19 protein-coding genes and 6 pseudogenes are annotated in these 18,900 nt (G+C 35.5%); 14 read left to right on the top strand and 11 right to left on the bottom strand.

Annotated features, from left to right (window positions below; translation table 11 throughout):
- The 6 genes from ACIPKN_RS07240 to ACIPKN_RS07215 all read left to right on the top strand — a co-directional run bounded on the left by ACIPKN_RS07240 (position 1) and on the right by ACIPKN_RS07215 (position 6,451).
- Complete coding sequence (locus ACIPKN_RS07240; protein ID WP_400934615.1) at positions 1 to 2,310, top strand: LamG-like jellyroll fold domain-containing protein; 2,310 nt, start codon at positions 1 to 3, stop codon at positions 2,308 to 2,310.
- A gap of 31 nt (positions 2,311 to 2,341) precedes the next feature.
- Complete coding sequence (locus ACIPKN_RS07235) at positions 2,342 to 4,270, top strand: DNRLRE domain-containing protein (RefSeq protein ID WP_400934613.1); 1,929 nt, start codon at positions 2,342 to 2,344, stop codon at positions 4,268 to 4,270.
- 135 nt (positions 4,271 to 4,405) lie between these two features.
- A complete protein-coding gene (locus ACIPKN_RS07230) occupies positions 4,406 to 4,846 on the top strand; it encodes a hypothetical protein (RefSeq protein ID WP_400934612.1) in 441 nt (146 codons plus the stop codon).
- A gap of 166 nt (positions 4,847 to 5,012) precedes the next feature.
- Positions 5,013 to 5,198: a hypothetical protein gene (locus tag ACIPKN_RS07225; RefSeq protein ID WP_400934611.1), complete on the top strand. Its 186-nt coding sequence runs from the start codon at positions 5,013 to 5,015 to the stop codon at positions 5,196 to 5,198.
- A gap of 30 nt (positions 5,199 to 5,228) precedes the next feature.
- Positions 5,229 to 5,639, top strand: a complete 411-nt coding sequence (locus ACIPKN_RS07220) for a hypothetical protein (protein ID WP_400934609.1) — start codon at positions 5,229 to 5,231, stop codon at positions 5,637 to 5,639.
- Between the two features lie 53 nt (positions 5,640 to 5,692).
- The gene (locus ACIPKN_RS07215; protein WP_400934608.1) at positions 5,693 to 6,451 is read left to right on the top strand and encodes a peptidoglycan recognition protein family protein; all 759 of its coding nucleotides are present in this window, start codon (positions 5,693 to 5,695) and stop codon (positions 6,449 to 6,451) included.
- 52 nt (positions 6,452 to 6,503) lie between these two features.
- Here ACIPKN_RS07215 and yfkAB read toward each other — a convergent pair whose 3' ends face one another.
- The 3 genes and pseudogenes from yfkAB to ACIPKN_RS07200 form a co-directional block, all read right to left on the bottom strand.
- Positions 6,504 to 7,607, bottom strand: coding sequence for a radical SAM/CxCxxxxC motif protein YfkAB (gene yfkAB / locus ACIPKN_RS07210; protein WP_400934607.1), 1,104 nt, complete (start codon positions 7,605 to 7,607; stop codon positions 6,504 to 6,506).
- 87 nt (positions 7,608 to 7,694) lie between these two features.
- Positions 7,695 to 7,952 (bottom strand): annotated as a pseudogene (locus tag ACIPKN_RS07205) (recombinase zinc ribbon domain-containing protein); the annotation flags it as partial.
- 42 nt (positions 7,953 to 7,994) lie between these two features.
- Positions 7,995 to 8,441, bottom strand: coding sequence for a hypothetical protein (locus ACIPKN_RS07200; RefSeq protein WP_400934605.1), 447 nt, complete (start codon positions 8,439 to 8,441; stop codon positions 7,995 to 7,997).
- A gap of 29 nt (positions 8,442 to 8,470) precedes the next feature.
- Between ACIPKN_RS07200 and ACIPKN_RS07195 the strand changes: the two are divergent.
- Positions 8,471 to 8,710 (top strand): annotated as a pseudogene (locus tag ACIPKN_RS07195) (radical SAM/CxCxxxxC motif protein YfkAB); the annotation flags it as partial.
- Positions 8,711 to 9,344: 634 nt separating this feature from the next.
- Here the strand turns inward: ACIPKN_RS07195 and ACIPKN_RS07190 are convergent.
- The 3 genes from ACIPKN_RS07190 to ACIPKN_RS07180 all read right to left on the bottom strand — a co-directional run bounded on the left by ACIPKN_RS07190 (position 9,345) and on the right by ACIPKN_RS07180 (position 11,046).
- Complete coding sequence (locus ACIPKN_RS07190) at positions 9,345 to 9,488, bottom strand: hypothetical protein (RefSeq protein ID WP_400934603.1); 144 nt, start codon at positions 9,486 to 9,488, stop codon at positions 9,345 to 9,347.
- 57 nt (positions 9,489 to 9,545) lie between these two features.
- Entirely contained in the window at positions 9,546 to 10,547 is a 1,002-nt protein-coding gene (locus tag ACIPKN_RS07185; protein WP_400934601.1) for an LLM class flavin-dependent oxidoreductase, read from the bottom strand.
- A 73-nt stretch (positions 10,548 to 10,620) separates the two neighbouring features.
- Complete coding sequence (locus tag ACIPKN_RS07180) at positions 10,621 to 11,046, bottom strand: hypothetical protein (RefSeq protein ID WP_400934599.1); 426 nt, start codon at positions 11,044 to 11,046, stop codon at positions 10,621 to 10,623.
- Between the two features lie 215 nt (positions 11,047 to 11,261).
- On the opposite strand from ACIPKN_RS07180, the gene ACIPKN_RS07175 reads away from it, so the two are divergent.
- Complete coding sequence (locus ACIPKN_RS07175) at positions 11,262 to 12,029, top strand: TSUP family transporter (RefSeq protein WP_142506995.1); 768 nt, start codon at positions 11,262 to 11,264, stop codon at positions 12,027 to 12,029.
- Here the strand turns inward: ACIPKN_RS07175 and ACIPKN_RS07170 are convergent.
- Positions 12,024 to 12,212: a hypothetical protein gene (locus ACIPKN_RS07170; protein WP_400934598.1), complete on the bottom strand. Its 189-nt coding sequence runs from the start codon at positions 12,210 to 12,212 to the stop codon at positions 12,024 to 12,026. The two genes, ACIPKN_RS07175 and ACIPKN_RS07170, sit on opposite strands and share 6 nt — an antisense overlap.
- Positions 12,213 to 12,242: 30 nt before the next feature.
- Here ACIPKN_RS07170 and tnpB (ACIPKN_RS07165) point away from each other — a divergent pair, with 30 nt between their 5' ends.
- The 5 genes and pseudogenes from tnpB (ACIPKN_RS07165) to ACIPKN_RS07145 all read left to right on the top strand — a co-directional run.
- Positions 12,243 to 12,407: an IS66 family insertion sequence element accessory protein TnpB gene (gene tnpB, locus ACIPKN_RS07165; protein WP_400934597.1), complete on the top strand. Its 165-nt coding sequence runs from the start codon at positions 12,243 to 12,245 to the stop codon at positions 12,405 to 12,407.
- A complete protein-coding gene (gene tnpB, locus ACIPKN_RS07160; RefSeq protein ID WP_400935047.1) occupies positions 12,364 to 12,516 on the top strand; it encodes an IS66 family insertion sequence element accessory protein TnpB in 153 nt (50 codons plus the stop codon). The genes tnpB (ACIPKN_RS07165) and tnpB (ACIPKN_RS07160) overlap by 44 nt, the downstream gene beginning before the upstream one ends.
- A 269-nt stretch (positions 12,517 to 12,785) precedes the next feature.
- Positions 12,786 to 12,860 (top strand): annotated as a pseudogene (locus ACIPKN_RS07155) (hypothetical protein); the annotation flags it as partial.
- Positions 12,861 to 12,917: 57 nt separating this feature from the next.
- Positions 12,918 to 13,510, top strand: a pseudogene (locus ACIPKN_RS07150) (IS66 family transposase); the annotation flags it as partial.
- An 85-nt stretch (positions 13,511 to 13,595) separates the two neighbouring features.
- Positions 13,596 to 13,880: pseudogene (locus ACIPKN_RS07145) on the top strand (DDE-type integrase/transposase/recombinase); the annotation flags it as partial.
- Between the two features lie 206 nt (positions 13,881 to 14,086).
- Here the strand turns inward: ACIPKN_RS07145 and ACIPKN_RS07140 are convergent.
- A complete protein-coding gene (locus tag ACIPKN_RS07140; protein WP_400934595.1) occupies positions 14,087 to 14,983 on the bottom strand; it encodes a DegV family protein in 897 nt (298 codons plus the stop codon).
- Between the two features lie 166 nt (positions 14,984 to 15,149).
- On the opposite strand from ACIPKN_RS07140, the pseudogene ACIPKN_RS07135 reads away from it, so the two are divergent.
- Positions 15,150 to 15,738 (top strand): annotated as a pseudogene (locus ACIPKN_RS07135) (IS66 family transposase); the annotation flags it as partial.
- A 180-nt stretch (positions 15,739 to 15,918) separates the two neighbouring features.
- Here the strand turns inward: ACIPKN_RS07135 and ACIPKN_RS07130 are convergent.
- The 3 genes from ACIPKN_RS07130 to ACIPKN_RS07120 form a co-directional block, all read right to left on the bottom strand.
- A complete protein-coding gene (locus ACIPKN_RS07130) occupies positions 15,919 to 16,275 on the bottom strand; it encodes a group II intron maturase-specific domain-containing protein (protein WP_400934594.1) in 357 nt (118 codons plus the stop codon).
- Positions 16,276 to 16,295: 20 nt separating this feature from the next.
- Entirely contained in the window at positions 16,296 to 17,204 is a 909-nt protein-coding gene (gene ltrA, locus ACIPKN_RS07125; RefSeq protein WP_400934592.1) for a group II intron reverse transcriptase/maturase, read from the bottom strand.
- Positions 17,205 to 17,852: 648 nt separating this feature from the next.
- Entirely contained in the window at positions 17,853 to 18,536 is a 684-nt protein-coding gene (locus ACIPKN_RS07120) for a YqeB family protein (RefSeq protein ID WP_400934591.1), read from the bottom strand.
- Between the last annotated feature and the right edge of the window lie 364 nt (positions 18,537 to 18,900).

The following is an 18,900-nucleotide window of genomic DNA, read 5'->3' as shown; positions in this document are numbered from 1 at the left end:
ATGGCTAATAGTAAAGATAATTTAAGAAAATATGGTAAAGCATTTATTGGTTTTGATGAAACTAGTGGTAATTCTATGGATTCCATAGGTGGTTATACAGGAGCATTAGTAGGTAATCCTACTCGTGTTGTTGGTTGGAATGGTAAAGGATACGCTATGAGCTTTAATGGAGCAGACCAAAGTGTTTCCTTTCCACCATCAATCATACAAATAGGAAAACCTATTGTGATTAGATTTAAAATCAAAATACCTAGTATACCATCATCAAATAAAGCTGTAATGGGTAATTTAAGAGGGGCAGGTTACAATGGTTTCAGACTTGGCATACTCGGTGGTGTAGGACAGCTATATATTTATGCTTCTGATTCTGTTGGCGTCACTCTTGATACCAATGGAGTTGGAAAAAATATTTGTGATGATAAATGGCATGATATAATGATAGAATTTTTACCCAATAAAACAGTGAATTATTATGTGGATACATTTAATAATCCTGAGTATTCTACAACTCAAACAAGAGGTTTCACAACAGCATTTGACCTTAATTTAGAATTGTGTAGACGAGTTTATCATAATGATATTTATTTACAATGCCAAATAGATTCTATAGAAATCTACGATAGAGTAATCTCCCCTATTCCTGATAAGTATTTAATTCAATACAATTCAGATTATAAATACCACGATGGCACTAATTGGCAATCAACTACACCAACAGAAGAAAACTTCATTGAGTATGGTATGAACAATCTTGACCAAATCAAAGAGAAACAGTGGAAAGAGCTGTCAGGAGATAAATCAGTAATTATGTGGTCTGATTTTGAGGATAAACAGTTCACATCTGTTGTATTAAATAAAAATGAGTTCAAAGCACAGGACTTATTAGGTGACAAGCCTCAAGCAATCTACTACACCGACTCAGACACCTCTCTAATCGCTGTAGAGACAGGTGTTGAGCATTACAGTGTTTATGACTATATCGGTGAACTACCTACTGTAGTGGTTTATACAGAGTCAACAGACGATATTATCGTATCAACAAAAGTTGAACCATTCAACATCTACGAAGAATTTGGTGATAGCGTTGAGGTTCTTTACTACACAGATGATGAAGATGTAAAGGAAGCTGATTTAATCCTTGAAGCGAATTGGTCTCCTGTCGATGAATTGGAAGGTGACTTCGAGGTTGTAACATGGACTGACGAAGCCCCTGAGACAGCTCAGAGAGCGCTTGAAATAAAAGCAGTACCCAAACCTCAGTTCATCAAATTAACAAGCCCTAAACGTGTGTATGGAGCTTTAGCCGATGTGTTTGTTAATGACATATCTAAATCATATCGTGATGAAGCTCGTTACTTCATAGCAGGTGAAAAAACTGACAATTGGTATGTTTGGAGTAAAGCAGAAAATAAGTTTGTGGTGACTGATACCTCTACTGAGAAAGCAATCATGAAAAATGGTATGACACATAAAGAACTGAATAGCATTGCTGACAAGCAATGGCGCACATGGAATAGCGAATATCTTAATATTGGTATATTCCTAGTAGACAACCCTCGTGACACTATCAAAACAATTGTTGAGACAGTTTCATTTGAAGACTACCTACCTCGTAACACTACAACTATCAAAGATACAAGTCTTTATATCTTAAATACTACAGCTAAGATTGATATTTCCTTAGATGGTAACGTTCTAAAAGGTATTTTAAGTGATGATGATTTAACTCGTGTTCAATATCGTGTCCTATTAAATAATGGTAACTACTATCCTAGTGATGGTAGCTTTACTAAGTTAGGGGAATCACCTCAAAACATTGAGTTAGTAATCGGAAGTAAAGACATTAGGATTGATGATTGGAATACTCTTAAAATAGAATTTCAAGATTTCTATGGCACTACTGACTTTTACTCTACTAGGTTCATAGGAACATACTCAGGCCTTATGTTTAAAGATATATATGGAAAATACTTCTCAAGTGAAATTGGTGAAGTTCTACAATATCTTGACTTTGGCATTATCATTGCAGGTCAAACTACTATTGAGCATGAGATTATTCTTAAAAACCAATATGGGTATGATGTTGAGAATGTACATCTATATGCTAACACAGCAAACTTCCCTACAGGTATGACTTGTGAGTTTAGTACAAGCCAATCTCCTTTCATTCCTCAACCTGATTTAAGACTAAATGGTGTACTAAAAAATAACGAAGAAAAACAATTCTTCATACGATTAAAAACAGAATTAGGTTCAACGCCTGACGCTAACGGTTCATTCGACATTATCGTGAGAGCAGATAAAGCCTAATCACAATACAATGTGATAAGGAAGTGTAATTATGGGAGAAAATAACTCTCTAAATAATGGAGAACTACTGATTGATGTACAATCTTTCAGTAGTTCAAATGGAACAATTATTGATATTGACAATACTGTTGATACAATCATTGAGATAAAACCTACAAATAATTTCAAAGCAAAATATACACTTATTGCTGTAGGGAAATCAGAACAAGATGTTGAAATTATACCTAGAGCGATTGGAGAAAACACTAGAAAAACAGAACTTATTTCTCGTGCAATAGGCAAATCTGAAAAAGATACTTATTTGAACATTGTGTATGGTGATAAGTCACAAGTATTTGCTGAAATTCAACCAATTGGACATTACAATCTAGAGGCTGAAATTGAAGTGCCACCTCATAATAAAATGTTTGCTATCTATGAAGTACAACAACCACCAATAGTTACAGATATATTTAATCCTACTCAAGATGCATTTACAAGAGAACAGGTTTCTTACCAATCTATTAACTATGGTACAAATTCATCTATGATTGTTGGTCGAAGCACAGAAGATATTTATCGCTCATTTGTTCAATTTGACTTATCTTCAATTGATAAATCATATGTATTAACAGAATCTCATTTACGCTTATACTACAAAGATACAGCCCCTACTAACTTAAAGTTAGAAATTCTAAATGCAGATAGCTCTTGGAGCGAAACAAATATTACTAATCTCAATAAGCCTAACCCTATTAATCTAATATCCAATGAGTTTACAATAAACAAAGAAAAAGGTTATATCGAATTTGATGTACTTGATATTATTAAATCTTGGATAGCATTAAAGATAATTAATAATGGCTTCATTATTCGTTTGTCAAATGAAACTGAGCATGGTCAAACAACGTTCTACACTAGAGAGACTAAGCTCCCACCTGAATTAGTTGTTAAATACTTTGATTCAAGAATTTTCTCAACAGGTAGAAGTCAGCAATTAACTGAAATCTTTGTATATAAAAGAAGAGAGTCAGTAAAGAATGCTGAAATTACTGTTGACTCTGTATTTACTTCGAGAGATAGAGTTGCTGAAATTTATGTTCATAGAAGAGAAGTACCTTTATACTCAGAACAATTTGCTGAAATCGTTGTAACTAAACCTTATGTATGGTCACAAATCATCTCTGCAATTCGTGATGAAAGTATAACATTTGCTGAAATTGGCGCTAGAGTATCTAGAGATGATGATAAAACACTAGCTGAAATAGCTGTCAGCAGACCTGTTGTATTAGCTGAAATTACTAATACTATATGGAGAGATAGCACACAAGAAGCAATAATAAACGTAACAAAACCTTCAATTCATGTAGAAATCACTGTTCCTACTCATGATAAGAATCAAGTAGATATAGAAATTGAAATTAATGAAACGTGGTCTTCTATTACTTATGCAGAAATCAGAGTAGACAAAGACAAAATAAAAACTGAAATCACACCTAGAGTTAAAGATGATAGTTCACCAAGAACAGAAATTAGCGTTTCAAAACCAAAGGTTGAAATTGAAGTAGAGGTTAAATATAGAAATAATATTTGGGTAGAAATCGAACCAAACATTATATCTGATGTTGCTACAGAAATCATTGTAACTAAACCTTATGTTGAAGCTTTTGTCATTGTACAGCGATACGATGATTCAGAGCAAGATACAGAAATCTTTGTTAAGTACGCTAATGATGTCCCTACTGAAATTGATGCAAAAGTTGTAAGTCAGGTTGATACTATCATTGATATTAAAGCTGTATCACAAGTTTATGTTGAAGTTTCTGTAAGTAAAGTTAAAGTAAACACTGAAATTACTGTTCCAACATGGACTGGCAGTACAACATTCGCTGAAATCGAGCCACGTATTTTAATGGTAAACGAAGTTTATACTTTGATTAATATTGGCTCTAAAGGTGGAGCTTATGCATTCATCATTTAACCTTATAAACTACCTTAAAATAGTTTTTATAGATTTTTTGAAACCGTTTGTAAAAGTAGCATAATTATATATAATACATGATAGAGGGGAAAGTTGACTTCCCCTCTATTTTTTGAATGGAAAGGAATAAATATCATGATTTTAGTATTTAAAAACTATGAGTTAAAAGCTTTTGGAGATTTTCTATATGAGCTTTCATTAAAAGGTAAGGATTCTCGTATGCGTTCTCGCTTTATTGCAATCTTGGAGGAGCAACTACGATTAATTTCCAATGAGCGTGAAATTCTTTTAAAGGATTACGCTAAGAAAGATGATAATGATGAACCTGTTCGTGACAAAGATGAAAAAGGTCAAGAGTTCGTTATCCTTGAGGATAGTACTTCATTCAACCTTGAGGTGTCTAAATTAATGAATGAAGATTTTATTATCGAAGTTAAAAACGAGAAAGTTGAAATGGTTAAAGCTATTCAACGTGTTGTATTTGAAGTTGACAAAGAGTTCTCAGGAATTGAAGCAGAGCGTTACAATCGCTTCTGTGATATTTTAGAAACAGTTTCTTTTGAAGAAACTGAATAAAAGTAACATAATAATATGTCAAAGAAGGTGTAAACATGTCATTGCTAGTAAAGTATCTCGCCTACCCTGACAAAATTGATGAAGTTCGAGTTGAACTTGGTTCTCCTGAGCAGTATTAAAGCTGTAGAGAAAGTTCCTTTGGCTGAGGTTGACGAACGATTGCCACATGAAATTAGTAGTAGACAAAAACTTAGTAAACAACACTTATGAGGTTATGCTTGAAATTCAAGATATTACACCTGAGGACAAAGAGCAAATCCATGATTTCGGTGAACAAACATTCAATATTGGCGGTAAGCTTTATGAAACTATTGAAGTTGAAAAAGAAGTAGGTATTGCTGAAACACCTTAAGTTGAAGTTGTTAAAGTACCTAAAACTGAAATGAAGGAAGTTGAAGTTACTGGCCCTGAGACTCAGGAAGTAACAAAGGAAATGAAAGAAGTTCCTGTATTAGACTCTGATGGCAAACAAGTGAATGAAGATGTAGAAAAACCTGTATTAGACAAAGACGGTAAACCCGTAATGGAGAGACACCCTATAATTGCTACCCCCTCCGACAAACGTCAAGAGCTAATGCTTATGTGGTTAATCCACGCTGTTGACATTGCTGAGAAAGAGTTCGGTAGTAAAACAGGAAGCTTAAAGCTTTCATACGTGTACAAAATGTTTCTTGGTAAATACGGAATACTTGGCATGTTTATGTCTCAAGCAATCTTTGAGAGTCTTGTGAACAAAGCCTTAAAAACTATGGAAGAAACATTTAAAGAAGCACTCAATGAGTTACCTAAGTAATTAGGTGGCTCTTTTTTAAATTCAAAAAAAATATTAATCGAAGGTGATTTTATATGTTAGAAATTAAACAAATACTAGTAAGCTCTGCTAAGTATTCTATCAAAGCACCATACAAATTGATTCCTGAGTATATTACAGTTCACAATACAGCAAATGACGCACCTGCTGTGAATGAAGCACGTTACCACAATAGTAATAACAATCAAGTTTCATTCCACTATGCTGTAGACGACAAAGAAATTATTCAAGTCGTTCCTACTGATAGAAACGCATGGCATTGTGGTGATGGTAACGGAAATGGTAATCGCAAAAGTATTGGTGTTGAAATCTGCTACTCTAAGAGTGGTGGTGAGAGATATGATAAAGCTGAGAACAACGCAGTTGAGCTTGTAGCTTATCTATTAATGAAACATGGTCTAGGTATTGATAAGGTTCGCAAACATCAAGATTGGTCAGGTAAATACTGCCCACACAGAATCCTAGACAGAGGAACTTGGAAGGACTTCTTGAACCGTGTCGAGAAGGCTCTTAACAAGCTTAAAGGAAAAGGTGAAGCAAATACACCACCTGCTAATAACGAGCTGTACAGAATTAAGTCAGGCACGTTTAACACGAAGCTAGAAGCTAAGAACGCTAAAGCTAAGGTTGCTAAAAACAAACTTGCTAACATTGACTATATTACAATCCATGAAGACAAAGGTAAGTTCTACTTCCAAACAGGTACTTACGTTAATGAAACTACTGCTAACCAATATCTTCAAAAGATGAAAGACTTAAAGATTATTTGGGTAGGTACAATTCTAAAAGCGTAAATAACAGAATTTTCAAAATCCCCTTAACTTAGTGTTAAGGAGATTTTTTTGTTTATATTACTGAGCCACTTTTAAACACTTTATCAGAATAATACATATTTTTTACAATTATATTTGCGCCTAAGCATTTAACAGCAGGACAGTGACAATTAATACTATTAGATATATTAGTGTTTAACCATCTTTTATAAATATCTTTTAATGACTCTGTTTTTATGTTGCCTAATGCTGAACCATCATCTGAGAAATCTGATACAGAAATATCACCTGTGAAAATATTTAAGTTCATTCGTGAGCGACCATCTACATCATTTCTTATTGTTGTATTAGATGTATTATTAATCTTATCTAATAACGCTAAATCACGTTGGTCAGAACTACAAGCATAGAATGGCAACGTGCCAAACAGTATCCAAATATTCTCATTTCTAAAACCTAAAATATTGTTTACTACCTCTCTATATTCATCAAGGCTTATTGTCTCTAAATCACTTGCAAAATCACTTGCATACATAGGGTGAATTTCATGACGCTTACACAACATTTCATTTGCTACTTCACTATGAATTTTTTCCATATGAGGAACTGTATTGCGATTTAACATTGTTTCTGCTGAAACAAACATGCCACCTTTTGACAGTTCTCTAGCATTATCAAAAATGTTTCTATATAACTCTGCCCTTTTGTTAACAGGTGGTTTTTGAGACATCATAGAGAAACCTGTTTCAACAAATTCTTTTTCGTCACACCAATTATGCGAAATGTGCATTACATCAAGATAAGGCGCAACCATTTCATAATGTGACATAGGTAAAGTTAAGTTTGAGTTAATTTGCGTTTTTATCCCTCTGCTCTTAGCATATTTCAGAAGTGGAAGTAGATTCTCCCTTATGCCACGTTTGGTTAAAAGTGGTTCTCCACCTGTGAAACTCATTACTCTAAGTGTTTCTACAGTATCTAAATGTTTTATTAATTCTATGGTAGGAATAGCTTCATCTTCTTTAGTTTGCAATGCGTAACCAACTGCACAATGAGCGCAACGCATATTACAAAGATTGGTTGTTGTAAATTCAATATTAGATAAAGTTAGTTTTCCATACTTATCAATATCATGATAGCTTTCCCATTCATCATAGGGTTTCTGTAAAGTGTTCATTAAAAAAATCTCCCTTTCTACTCTATGATTTTCTCATAGATAAGGGAGATTTTAAAGAGTTTAGTTCATACTTATTTGGTTCTTTTTCTAGAATCTATAATTAATTTTATATGCTCCTTTTTCATCTATTATTACAATACTCTCTATAAGCTTTTCTGCTTCCTCTTTGTTTTTTATTTTAAACCCTGTCTTCTCAAATATTTCGTTGACAATATCTTTTTCTTTAATGTTCTTCGTGATACATTCGCCTTTACCTTTTCTGTATATCATTTTTTTACATTTGTAATAAGTGGTTCTTATATTTTTTCTTCTTAGCATTGGCTCTCCACAACTACAAGTAATTCTATCTTTGAATAAATTTTCATTATCCTTTGCCTTAGTTTTTGCTTACCACCTATCGCCTTTCGTAGAGTTAATAATTGTCTCAACTGCTTCAATATTATTTATCATTTTTTCAGGGTGCTTTTGACAAAGGTAGTTTACAAATCCCTCCATATCTGTTTCAGCAATATTCAACATTCTTTCCATAGTTTCTATTCCTAGTGGTTTTTTACTTCTTAGCTTTTCAAGTGAATAATAGGATAATTTATATACCTCAATTACACAAATGGAATTAATTGACTTTTTAATCAAATATTCATCTTTGAAGTAACGCCCTTTATAGCTCTTTAAATCATCTGTATCTATCTCATAGGCATTATCTATTTCTAACAGTCTATCAAGCGAAATAAGGTACTTTTCGAAGCTCTCATAGATAAATGACGAAATTTCATCTGTGTAGTCGTAATAATTGAACGTTATACCGAACGAATCTGTTATATCTTTTGCAACCATTGGAGAACCGTTGATGTCTAAGAAATCCGCGCTCTCGCTTAAATGTCAATATCTTTACAGGTGATGTCATTGTAACAGACTTTGGCGACACACCTGCGCTAGGCAATATTGTGAACGACGAGTTACCAGTGATTTTCGATAAATGGATGGCAACAGATTTAGCGAAATCACTAAACTGTCACTGTCCAGCAGTAAAATGCTTAGGCGTTCTTGTTCAAAATATGTATTATAAAGATACAAAATTTGTTAGTGGCTCTGCTAGAGTTTAAGATAAAAAATGTCCAATGCAAATGTATGCATTGGACATTTTTTATAAGATTTATATTACTTTTACCTTAAGAATAATACACTAATAAATGTCCGAGGCAGGCAGCTTCTTGCGAAAAAGTGATAAATAGAAGATTACTACTTTAGTATGTGAGATCAATTTACTTTTTCACCATTCGATCGATAGGAGCATTCAAACTTGCTAATTCTCTTTTAAAGGTTTTAATACTTATTTCTGAGATGAATTCAGACTTTTTATCCTTTCAATCTCTTCTCTCGATAAGCCTAATAAATTCATTAGTTCTTCAAATGGCTCATGCCGTTAAGTAAATTTTTTCACTGTATTCGCTCCTGTTTACGACCTTGTTCATATCCGTGTGCTCTTCCCTTTTTGATTCCATCAATGTAGCGGGAGCGGGCTTCTTCATATACTTTAACCGTGACTGGTAAGCAAAAATTGTTTCGGGATTAACTAGTTTCTTCCCATATATCAAATGCTGCACGTAAAATTTCATCTTTCATAAGCTAACGCCTCCTATATATCGCTACATATACTTTCTTATTGCGACCATCGATCATACCAAGTAATAACAACCATCGATTTAAAATGTCATCAAGAGCATCCATAAGTTTATATCAAAAAAGCGATGTTCCCGTACTGAACATCGCTTCTTTTTTGTTATTTTTTATATTTCTACCACCACAAGAATTCAACTCTATTTTTCTTGATAATTTGTTGTACTGCATTTTTTCAAGATTCATAGATTTTTTCGCTAGCATAATCAAAGCTATCCTTGTTGATTAATAGGTTTTACATAAGTACTCCCGCCACTAATCCTATGTGGTTCCTATTAATTCCTTTGCAATTAATTTGAAAGTATTCATGCGACTTTCTAGTGCATATTGATTGCAGTTTAGCATCACTTCGTCAAATCCATAAAGCTCTTGCTCTGCTACTAAAAATTCAGCGACTTCTTTCGGTGTTCCGACCAGATTGGCTTTTCGATTATTGGCAATTGTCATTTTATCCAACTCCGTAAGTGGATAATCCTTTGCTTCCTCGGGTGACATCGCTTGAATGATTTGTCCCTTCATGAGATGGAGACGTGTAATATCAATCGGTTTCGCCAAATATTCCGCTTCCTCTAACGTATCTGCAACTGTCGCAGCATAAGTAACGATAATTTGTGGCTTCTCCATATAATAGGAAGGTATAAAGTAATCTCTATACGTATCAAATATATCCTTTGACATATTGCCAGTGAAAAATTGTGCATATGAATAACCTACACCTAATCGACCTGCCTGCATAGCGCTTTGACCACTTGATCCAAGTAACCAAGCTTCAGGTAATTGGATATTCACTGGTGCCGCAATTACTTGATCATAGACATCTTCCCCTGTTTTTTGATTATTCATCAGTTTTAATATTATTTCGAGCTTATCGTATTGCTCTGTAAATCGTTGTCTCCGTCCCTCTGCTAGTGCATAAATAGAGGCGTGATCACCACCAGGGGCTCTGCCGACGCCGAAATCAATACGATTTGGCGCCAAGCCACTTAATGTTTTAAAAACCTCGGCCAACTTATATGGTGAATAGTGCATCATCATAACGCCTCCAGTACCGATTCGAAGACGTTTTGTTTTTGCTGCTAAGAAAGCAGCTGTAACTTCGGGAGCTGAACTTGCCAGTGAATGACTATTATGGTGCTCTGCTAACCACATACGATGATAGCCAAGCTCTTCACCTAAAAGCGCTATTTGTTCTGTACGCTGAAAGGCTTCCTCAGCAGTATGATCTTTTGGAATAGGCATTTGATCTAAAATACTTAATCTCATTAAAAACACCCTCTCTGTCTAAACACTCCCCTCTACTGTAATATAGGAAAATCTTTTTACAAAGCAAAAGACCTTACTCATAGGCTAACCGCTTTGAATGCCATGTTTCATAAACCATACCAATAAGCAACCGGGTTTGTACGGGACTCAATACGACATCATTAAATTTCATTGCATAAGCAGTAAATTTCTTTGTTTGTTCATCCACTATGAATTGTAAAATGGCATGCCCTTTCTCACCTTCAAATGTAATATCACCTGATAATTCGACAACATGCTCACCTGTTTTTGCTTGGTAATACCGCCAATACGGTTCAAAAAATGCGTAATTAAATGCATTACGAACAGATACATCTGAAAAATTCCTCAAATATCCTTCTTTTACTATATCGATATATTCATTATCAGTTATATCTTTTTTGGCATTATATACATATCCGACAAGTAGCCCCATAAACACAACACAAATAAATACTCTTATATGATTCCCTAAACTCAAATGCTATCACGTCCCCTTTACGCAAAAAACATCATCACCTACATATTACATTAAAAAATACACACAAAGTAGAATATTTTTGTTTTTTGTCGAATTTTAAAATATTTAAAAATATCTAATTGTCAAAATTAATAGAGAAATACAATTTAAGCTATTTACAGTCCCGTTTCATTTCGCTACTATCAAATTATTATTATAGAAAAGAGATGACTACCGTGCCTTTCGATTTAGATGTAAACATTTTACTCATTCTTATCTTTTTTGGCTTTCTAGCAGCATTTATTGATTCTGTTGTAGGGGGCGGCGGACTTATTTCATTACCCGCACTTATGTTTGTTGGTCTTCCACCATCTGCAGCCGTGGCTACCAATAAATTAGCGGGCACTATGGGGTCATTAACGAGCACCATAACATTTTATCGCTCTGGAAAATTGGATATTAAAGCCGTTTATAAATTGTTCCCATTCGTTTTTATAGGTTCCATGATTGGTGCTTGGATTGTCCATCTTATGGACCCAAGCGTTCTAAAGCCGCTAATGCTTGTGATGCTCGCAGCTGTGGCTATTTATACTATTTTCAAAAAAGACTGGGGTAGCGTTTCTACCTATAAAAAATTGACGCCTAAACGTTACACATTTTTCGTAGTGATCATTACCTTAATCGGCTTCTATGATGGCTTTTTAGGGCCAGGAACAGGCTCGTTTCTACTGTTTGCCTTTTTAATAGTTGGCTTTGACTTTTTAAAATCAGCAGGCAATGCAAAGTTTTTGAATTTCGGAAGTAATATCGCCGCCCTTCTTATGTTTATATACTTAGGGCAAATAAATTATGCCTATGGTTTACCAATGGGACTTGCGCAAATTGCTGGCGCTATTGTTGGTTCTAAATTTGCCATTAAACGTGGAAGTGGATATGTACGTAATTTATTTATCGTTGTGACAATTCTATTACTTTTAAAAAATACATATGACTATTTTTCATGATTCTTTAGTAAGCCCGTAATCAAATAACGCATATAAATAACCAGGCATCTCCGGTACGATAAATGTATCAATTAGAGGAGGTGCTTCTTTATGTCCACTACCAAACTCTCCTGAGCCGAGCTGCATCATTAAAACAACTAGTGCTGAAATTTCCTTCTTTAATGGCGTAGATGAGCGCATCATCCAAACGATCCTGAAGGAGTTGAATAATCAATGAAGCAAGATTTTACGAGCGTGCAGAACATCTACATTATTTGCGGTCAGACCGATATGCGTAAAGGTATTGACGGTCTCGCAGCACTCATTCAGGATTCTTTTAAACTTGATCCATCTAGTGATTCCATCTTCTTATTTTCTGGAACGAGTAAAGACCGTTAGAGATGGCTTCGCCATACTTTATAAACGATTAGATAATGGCAAACTGCAATGGCCAAAAGATGAAAAGGAAGTACGTAACCTTTCACAAAAGGAACTTCGCTGCTTTTAGAAGGTTTATCGCTTCAGCAACCAAAAGCGATTATGAAATCTGCAAAAGGTGTCTTATAAACCCACCTATTAAGATGGTATAATAATCCACAACTATACTGAACGGAAATGTGGTGAATGATTTGACGAACGTTCCTAAGCGAGAAAATCAAAATGAACGATTAATTCGAATGCTTGAGCAACAATTAGCTCAGTCAAATCGAAGCATAGACTGAACAAGTTCGCCAATTAACCAAGGCTTTATACGGTTCAAAATCGGAAAAATCAAAGTATCAAGCACCAGACGGACAAGGTTCTTTATTCGATGACGATCCGTCTTTTAACGAATCTGAGCACACAGAAGAACAAAGCACAGCGACGATTACTTACACTGTTAACCATAAACTACATAAGAAAAAACGGAATGCATACAGTAATCTACCTGATGTCACGTTCGCCAACTGTTGGGCGCATGTGCGACGTTATTGGCTGAAAGCCGATAGCAAAAACGGGCAAATTGGCGTGGATTACTGTGATCAACTGTATCACCTAGAACGTCAATTCAAGCATCTTTCACCAGGTAAACGCCGAAAATCACGGCAAAAACATTCAAAGCCGATTGTAGAGCAATTCTTAAAATGGGTGGATGAATCACCTTTCTTCGGAAAAAATGCCTTAGCCAAAGTTGCGGAATACACATTAAATCGTGTACATGGATTAAAAGCTTTTCTGTTCGACGGTAGGATTGAAATCGATAATAATCCGGTTAAAAATGCGATTCGTCCAAATGTGATTGGTCGTAAGAACTGGCTTTTCTCTGTTAGTGAAGCAGGCGCTAAAGCGAATGCCATCTGTTTAAGTTTGGCTGAAACGGCAAAAGCAAACGGCATCGATTTCTATCAATACCTAGTGACGTTAATGACAGAATTGCCAAATTTACCGATTCACCAGCAGCCAGAAATTTTAAATAATTACATGCCTTGGTCGAAAAAATCCAAGCCACATGTACAAACTAGCCATCTATCCGAAAAAAATTAGGATAGATGGCCATTCGTCGTGTGTACCGAAAAGGTGCGCTTTTTTTATATTTTGGGCTTACGCTATATCGGAGAAAGTGTAGCGCAAACAATTGATTCTACACAAGATACGTCATTCGTTTTGGATACTTTATATCAATTACCTGATTTACCGCAAGGCTGCATCTTGCATAGCGATCAAGGTTCTGTGTACACATCATATGCGTATCAAAAATCAGTCAAAGAAAAAGGAATTACCATAAGCATGTCCCGCAAAGGCACGCCCACTGATAATTCCCCAATTGAAACGTTCTATCTCGACGGAATCTACCGCACGACAAATGCGCATATGATTCAAATCGTCGAAGACTAAATTACCTATAATAACAATATCCGTATTCAAACAAAATTTAACAGCCAGTCCCCCATACCTGAATGAAAACACTGTTATCATTCAAAAAATAACGTTACATCTGCCAGTTTACTTAAGCTAAAATGCTCTCTGACTGTATAATAGTTGGTTTATAGGAATTTCGCAACTTCATGTACCTACAATAATTTAGATTACAATTATGTTTATATAGTAACTAATTCAGCTTTCTTTTTCTTAAGTGGTGCAAACTCTGTTAGACGTACCCAACTTAAACCAAGCGTTCCTTCACCTGCATGAACCGCTACACAAGCACTTAGTGGTAATACGGAGAAGTTTATGTGCGGATATTCGTTCTCTAAAGCTTTTTTCCAAGCGGTTGCGCCTTCTTCATCATTACAGTGAATAATTGCAACTTCAGGGATAATACTTTTTTCTAGATCTGTATTTAAAACATTTTGTACATATGTTTTAGCTCTAGTCGTAGCGCGTACTTTTTCTTTCATAACGGGCTTCCCATCTTCAAATGATATGACAACTTTAATATTCAACAAGTTACTTAAAAATGCTTGAGTCCCTGAAACTCGACCACTTTTATGTAATTGTGATAAGTTAGCCGGAATAAATGAAAGCTCACTGTTATCTGCCATCTCATTGATTCTTTCAACAATATAGCCAGGTTCAAAACCTTCACGCTCTAACTGCTGACCGAGTTTAATCATTTTCATCATCGGAAATGACCCGATTTTTGAATCCACTGGATATACTTCAAATTCAGCTTGACCAGCTGCTGTGAAAGTGCTTTGATAAGTGCCCGAAAGATGTTGAGAGGTATGAATTGCAATTGCACATGTATACCCTTGTTCTTTTAATGATTTATATAAGTCTACAACTTCACCAATAGTAGGTTGTGATGTCTTTGGATTTTTTTTAGCATTTCGTAGCTTTTCGTAAAACTGATCATGTGTCATATCAACAGTTTCGCGTAAAGCCCCTTCTTCGAACACTATATTAAGTGGTAATACGTGAATTTGATTGTCCTGTATGAACTTTTCATCTAACAATGCTGCTGTATCTGTAACCCATGCAATTTTCTTTCCCATTTAAAAGTAATCCCCTTCATCTATCGTAGAATATTATTCATTTTATCTTATGCAACTATACACAGATAAGATCATCATGAGTAGTGATATTTATAATACTGTATTTATTTTTTACAATCTTCGACATTATTTCGACAATAATTGCGATAAAAATAGCATTTTATAAGCATACGGTAAGCTATCTAATATTTCATTCGCTAATTGTTGGGCGCATATACGACATTATTGGCTGAAAGCCGATAGCAAAAATGGGAAAATCGGCTTGGATTACTGTGATCAACTGCATCGCTTAGAACGGCAATATAAGCATCTCTCACCAGGAAAGCGTCGTAAAGCACAGCAAAAGCAATCAAAACCGATTGTCGAAAAGTTTCAGGAATGGGTAGATAAATCGCCTTTCTTCGGAAAAAATACCTTGGAAAAAGTTTCCGAAAACACATTAAATCGTGTACATGGGTTAAAAGTTTCTCTGTTCGATGGTCGGATTGGAATTGATAATAATCCAGCTGAAAATCCGATTCGTCCTAATGTGATTAGCCGAAAGAACTGGCGTTTTTCTATGAGTGAAGCTGGTGCTAAAGCGAATGCACTGCTTGAGTCTGGCTGAAATAGCAAAAGCGAATGGTATCGATTTCTATCAATATTTAGTTAAACTAATGATGGAGCTGCCGAATTTACCGATCCATCAGCAACCCCAAATTTTAAATAAATACATGCCTTGGTCGAAAAATATCCAAGCCACATGTGCAAAATAGCCATCTATTCGAAAAAAATTTCAGATAGATGGACATTCGTAGTGCGGTCCGGAAAGGCGCGCATATTTTTTATATTTCGGGCTTACATTCTTTATATCTTTAAAATCGAGTAGGAGACTAGCCATTATTTGGCTAGTCGACCTCTCACACCACCGTACATACGGTCCCGTATACGGCGGTTCAACCTCTTAAGTATCTGAGCTCATAAAGTTGGGTTATGTCTTTCAGCCCCCACTTTGTGAGCTTTTCATTTGTTATCGCTCGATTAATAATCTCGTTTCTCGATAGTCGCCAATACCCTTTTCTTGAATGTGCTATTTTCATCGCATCATCATGGTCAATCCCATATTGACGTAATTTCGCATACCTCGTTTTTGGTTTCTTCCATCGCTTCAAAATGAGTTGACGCAATCGATGATTTAACCAACCCTGTATTTCTTTTATGAAGGCTTTCATATTGGCAATTCCATAGTAATTAATCCATCCAACCGTCGTTTGATTGATTCTTTTCACAATCCCTTCAAACGTACCTGCCATTTTACGACTCGTTAATTTTCTTAATTTATCTTTGAATCGTTGTTTAGCAGCTTTACTCGGTCGGCATCCAACTTTCCCATTAAGTTTTGTATGTTAAAACCTAGAAATGTAGCGCTTGTTGCACCACATACTTTACTTTTCTTTTCGTTAATCGTTAGACCTAAATCTTCTTCGATATATTTTTTCACACTTGTCATGACGCGTTCTCCCGCTCTTGGCGTTTTCACGTAAATCACAAAGTCATCTGCGTATCGAATAAAACGATGTCCTCGTTTTTCCAGTTCTCTATCTAGTTTATTTAAATAAACGTTTGCTAGAATAGGAGACAGTGGGCCACCTTGCGGAGCGCCCTCCGTTGTTTCAATGTAAATATCTTTATCAAGAATACCTGAACGTAAGAATTTCCAAATAAGTTTGAGGACAATCTTATCTGTAATGAATTCTTCTAGATACGCTCTTAGTCGTTGGTGATGGATTGTGTCAAAATAGCTTTTTAAATCACAGTCCACCACTGTTCGATATCCTTCTTGATAGTATTGTTCGGCGAGTTCGATTGCCTGATGTGCGTTTCTTCCTTTTCGGAAACCGAAACTATTCTTAGAAAAATGCGGATCAATGATTGGGTCAATTACTTGTAGAATAGCTTGTTGGACTACACGGTCGAGCACGCAAGGGATCCCTAAATATCTCACCCCGCCATCCGATTTTGGAATAGCTACCCTTTTCACTGGTTGCGGTTGGTATGTGCCATCCTTTAGTTTCTTTTTGAGTGGCTCAAAATATTTCCGCAGATGAGATTTTAGTTCGTGAACTGTTATTCCGTCCACACCCGGAGCTCCTCCATTTTCTTTTACCTTTTTAAAAGCTCTCCATAAGTTGCCGTTGGTAACGATTCTATCGATTAAATTGATACCATCTTGTTTCTTCATTTCCATGATTACATCCCTACACGCTCTTATATACTCTTTCGCTTCCAGCTTATCCCTCTATAAGTAGCCATCTTTTGGTCTTTACCTCGATGTTTTCTGTGCTTTGATGGGATGTCTTCACCTCCTTGTTCCTTCAAGATTTAAGATTGTTCGGTCCTTTACTTTTGTTAGAAAGCTACTATGACCTCTGCTGACTTCTCTTGATTCATCCGATTATCACTAATCCGATTGTTAATCCAATAACCCTCAAGAGACCTCCCCGGGTAAGCGCAACCACTTTCCTCTCATGTAACTGCCAGATTTACTGTATGGGATTCGGGCAATATTGGACTTTGTTTTGTGCTGCAAACTCGTCCGTCCCAATTCAGCCTTATATCTGATTTCTGTTCGTCAGTTCGAGATTTTGCGTCCGACTTCCTTCAGATTCCACGTCACCATGGACACCCTTGTCTTTCGCTAACAGTTCCTACTGCCAAGCCTGTAGTGGACTTTCACCACCAAGTTGTTGCGCATGCCGGGCGCACAACGAAATAAAGCGGTGCAATTATATGAATTGCACCGCTTTATTCGTTTTGTATATATATTGTTTTACAATGGTCAATTCTCAATTTTTGAATAGGCCATTTACTCTTCACTTTTCTTTGTCGTTTATCGATAATATTGACTTTTATTTTTTTCTTTTACAGATACTCTTAGCTTCCAAAGCTCTTTAGCTAACTGAAATACTTCTTCATCATTCCCATCTTCAATCGCTACTTTTCTTGCTTTTAATAGAGCATTTGCAGCAGGTGATAGATCAGGACAATCCAGCACCCATTTTTTATAATCTTCTATAAAAGGTGCTGTATCACTCCATACATAACGATGTTTTAAAAATGCAGCACCAACTGTATTTCTATTAAGCTCTTGTTTATATCGAAACAGCTCTTTCTCATCGTTACCTAATAATACTATTTGCTTTCCATCTATAAATACAAGTGAAATATCTTCCTTTTTTAAGAAAGTTTCATCATCTCTAAGTTTTAACATAACTTTCTCATCGTAAATAGTCATTTCTAAGCTTTCATGAAAAGAAAATAATGTCACCATAATTCCCGCAAACAATCCAAGAGCCATTGTGATAAAACCTACCCATGCGCCATTATAAGATGCAATTAGATTTAAAGGCCCTTGAAAGGGTATCCATGGTAAAGTAATAGCCCATTTAGCAATACTCGGAAGAAACCAACCAAGCACTAAACCGAGAAGTGGGAAACCAAGCCACAAGATCACTTTATCGGCTTTGGAAAAATTCAACAATGTATAATTATTATCCAAACTTTTATTCATCATTTCACCTTTATTTACTTAATATTAGGTAAATAATAACACTAGATTAATATACTGTCAAAACGATTTGTTGTTTTCTACTCGTATTACCCCCTGTATAGATTTGGCACTCTCCTAGAAACCCCAACATTATCCAACAGTTTTTTCAAGGATTTCAGAAGATCTACTTCCTGCTTCAAATAAAGACTCTCAACGATACTTCCAATTACACCCAACTCATTTTTCCCCTTTCTAAGCAATAGCAAAAGGTTTATAATTTGCTATGATTTTTCGCCAAATTAAAATGAACGGTAAAGTGAAACTTTAATCTGCGGAGGTTTTCTTCATTCCCACTGATTGTTAGTCTTCACTATTGGGTTTTACGGAT

The sequence above is a fragment of the Lysinibacillus sp. NPDC086135 genome, assembly GCF_044746345.1.
Classification (GTDB): Bacteria; Bacillota; Bacilli; order Bacillales_A; family Planococcaceae; genus Lysinibacillus.
Note: the sequence above shows the minus strand (reverse complement) of the source record. Positions and strands in the feature narration are given on the sequence as shown.

What these genes read in the sequence shown, in the direction of transcription:
- ACIPKN_RS07220 (WP_400934609.1), top strand. Translation starts at nt 5,229, where the DNA reads ATGAAGGAAGTTGAAGTTACTGGCCCTGAGACTCAGGAAGTAACAAAG.
- ACIPKN_RS07120 (WP_400934591.1), bottom strand. Translation starts at nt 18,536, where the DNA reads ATGATGAATAAAAGTTTGGATAATAATTATACATTGTTGAATTTTTCC.
- yfkAB (WP_400934607.1), bottom strand. Translation starts at nt 7,607, where the DNA reads ATGAACACTTTACAGAAACCCTATGATGAATGGGAAAGCTATCATGAT.
- ACIPKN_RS07170 (WP_400934598.1), bottom strand. Translation starts at nt 12,212, where the DNA reads ATGATGCGCTCATCTACGCCATTAAAGAAGGAAATTTCAGCACTAGTT.
- ACIPKN_RS07235 (WP_400934613.1), top strand. Translation starts at nt 2,342, where the DNA reads ATGGGAGAAAATAACTCTCTAAATAATGGAGAACTACTGATTGATGTA.
- ACIPKN_RS07190 (WP_400934603.1), bottom strand. Translation starts at nt 9,488, where the DNA reads ATGCTAGCGAAAAAATCTATGAATCTTGAAAAAATGCAGTACAACAAA.
- ltrA (WP_400934592.1), bottom strand. Translation starts at nt 17,204, where the DNA reads ATGAAGAAACAAGATGGTATCAATTTAATCGATAGAATCGTTACCAAC.
- ACIPKN_RS07185 (WP_400934601.1), bottom strand. Translation starts at nt 10,547, where the DNA reads ATGAGATTAAGTATTTTAGATCAAATGCCTATTCCAAAAGATCATACT.
- ACIPKN_RS07200 (WP_400934605.1), bottom strand. Translation starts at nt 8,441, where the DNA reads ATGGTTGCAAAAGATATAACAGATTCGTTCGGTATAACGTTCAATTAT.
- ACIPKN_RS07225 (WP_400934611.1), top strand. Translation starts at nt 5,013, where the DNA reads ATGAAATTAGTAGTAGACAAAAACTTAGTAAACAACACTTATGAGGTT.
- ACIPKN_RS07240 (WP_400934615.1), top strand. Translation starts at nt 1, where the DNA reads ATGGCTAATAGTAAAGATAATTTAAGAAAATATGGTAAAGCATTTATT.
- tnpB (WP_400934597.1), top strand. Translation starts at nt 12,243, where the DNA reads ATGAAGCAAGATTTTACGAGCGTGCAGAACATCTACATTATTTGCGGT.
- ACIPKN_RS07215 (WP_400934608.1), top strand. Translation starts at nt 5,693, where the DNA reads ATGTTAGAAATTAAACAAATACTAGTAAGCTCTGCTAAGTATTCTATC.
- ACIPKN_RS07130 (WP_400934594.1), bottom strand. Translation starts at nt 16,275, where the DNA reads ATGGCAGGTACGTTTGAAGGGATTGTGAAAAGAATCAATCAAACGACG.
- ACIPKN_RS07140 (WP_400934595.1), bottom strand. Translation starts at nt 14,983, where the DNA reads ATGGGAAAGAAAATTGCATGGGTTACAGATACAGCAGCATTGTTAGAT.
- ACIPKN_RS07230 (WP_400934612.1), top strand. Translation starts at nt 4,406, where the DNA reads ATGATTTTAGTATTTAAAAACTATGAGTTAAAAGCTTTTGGAGATTTT.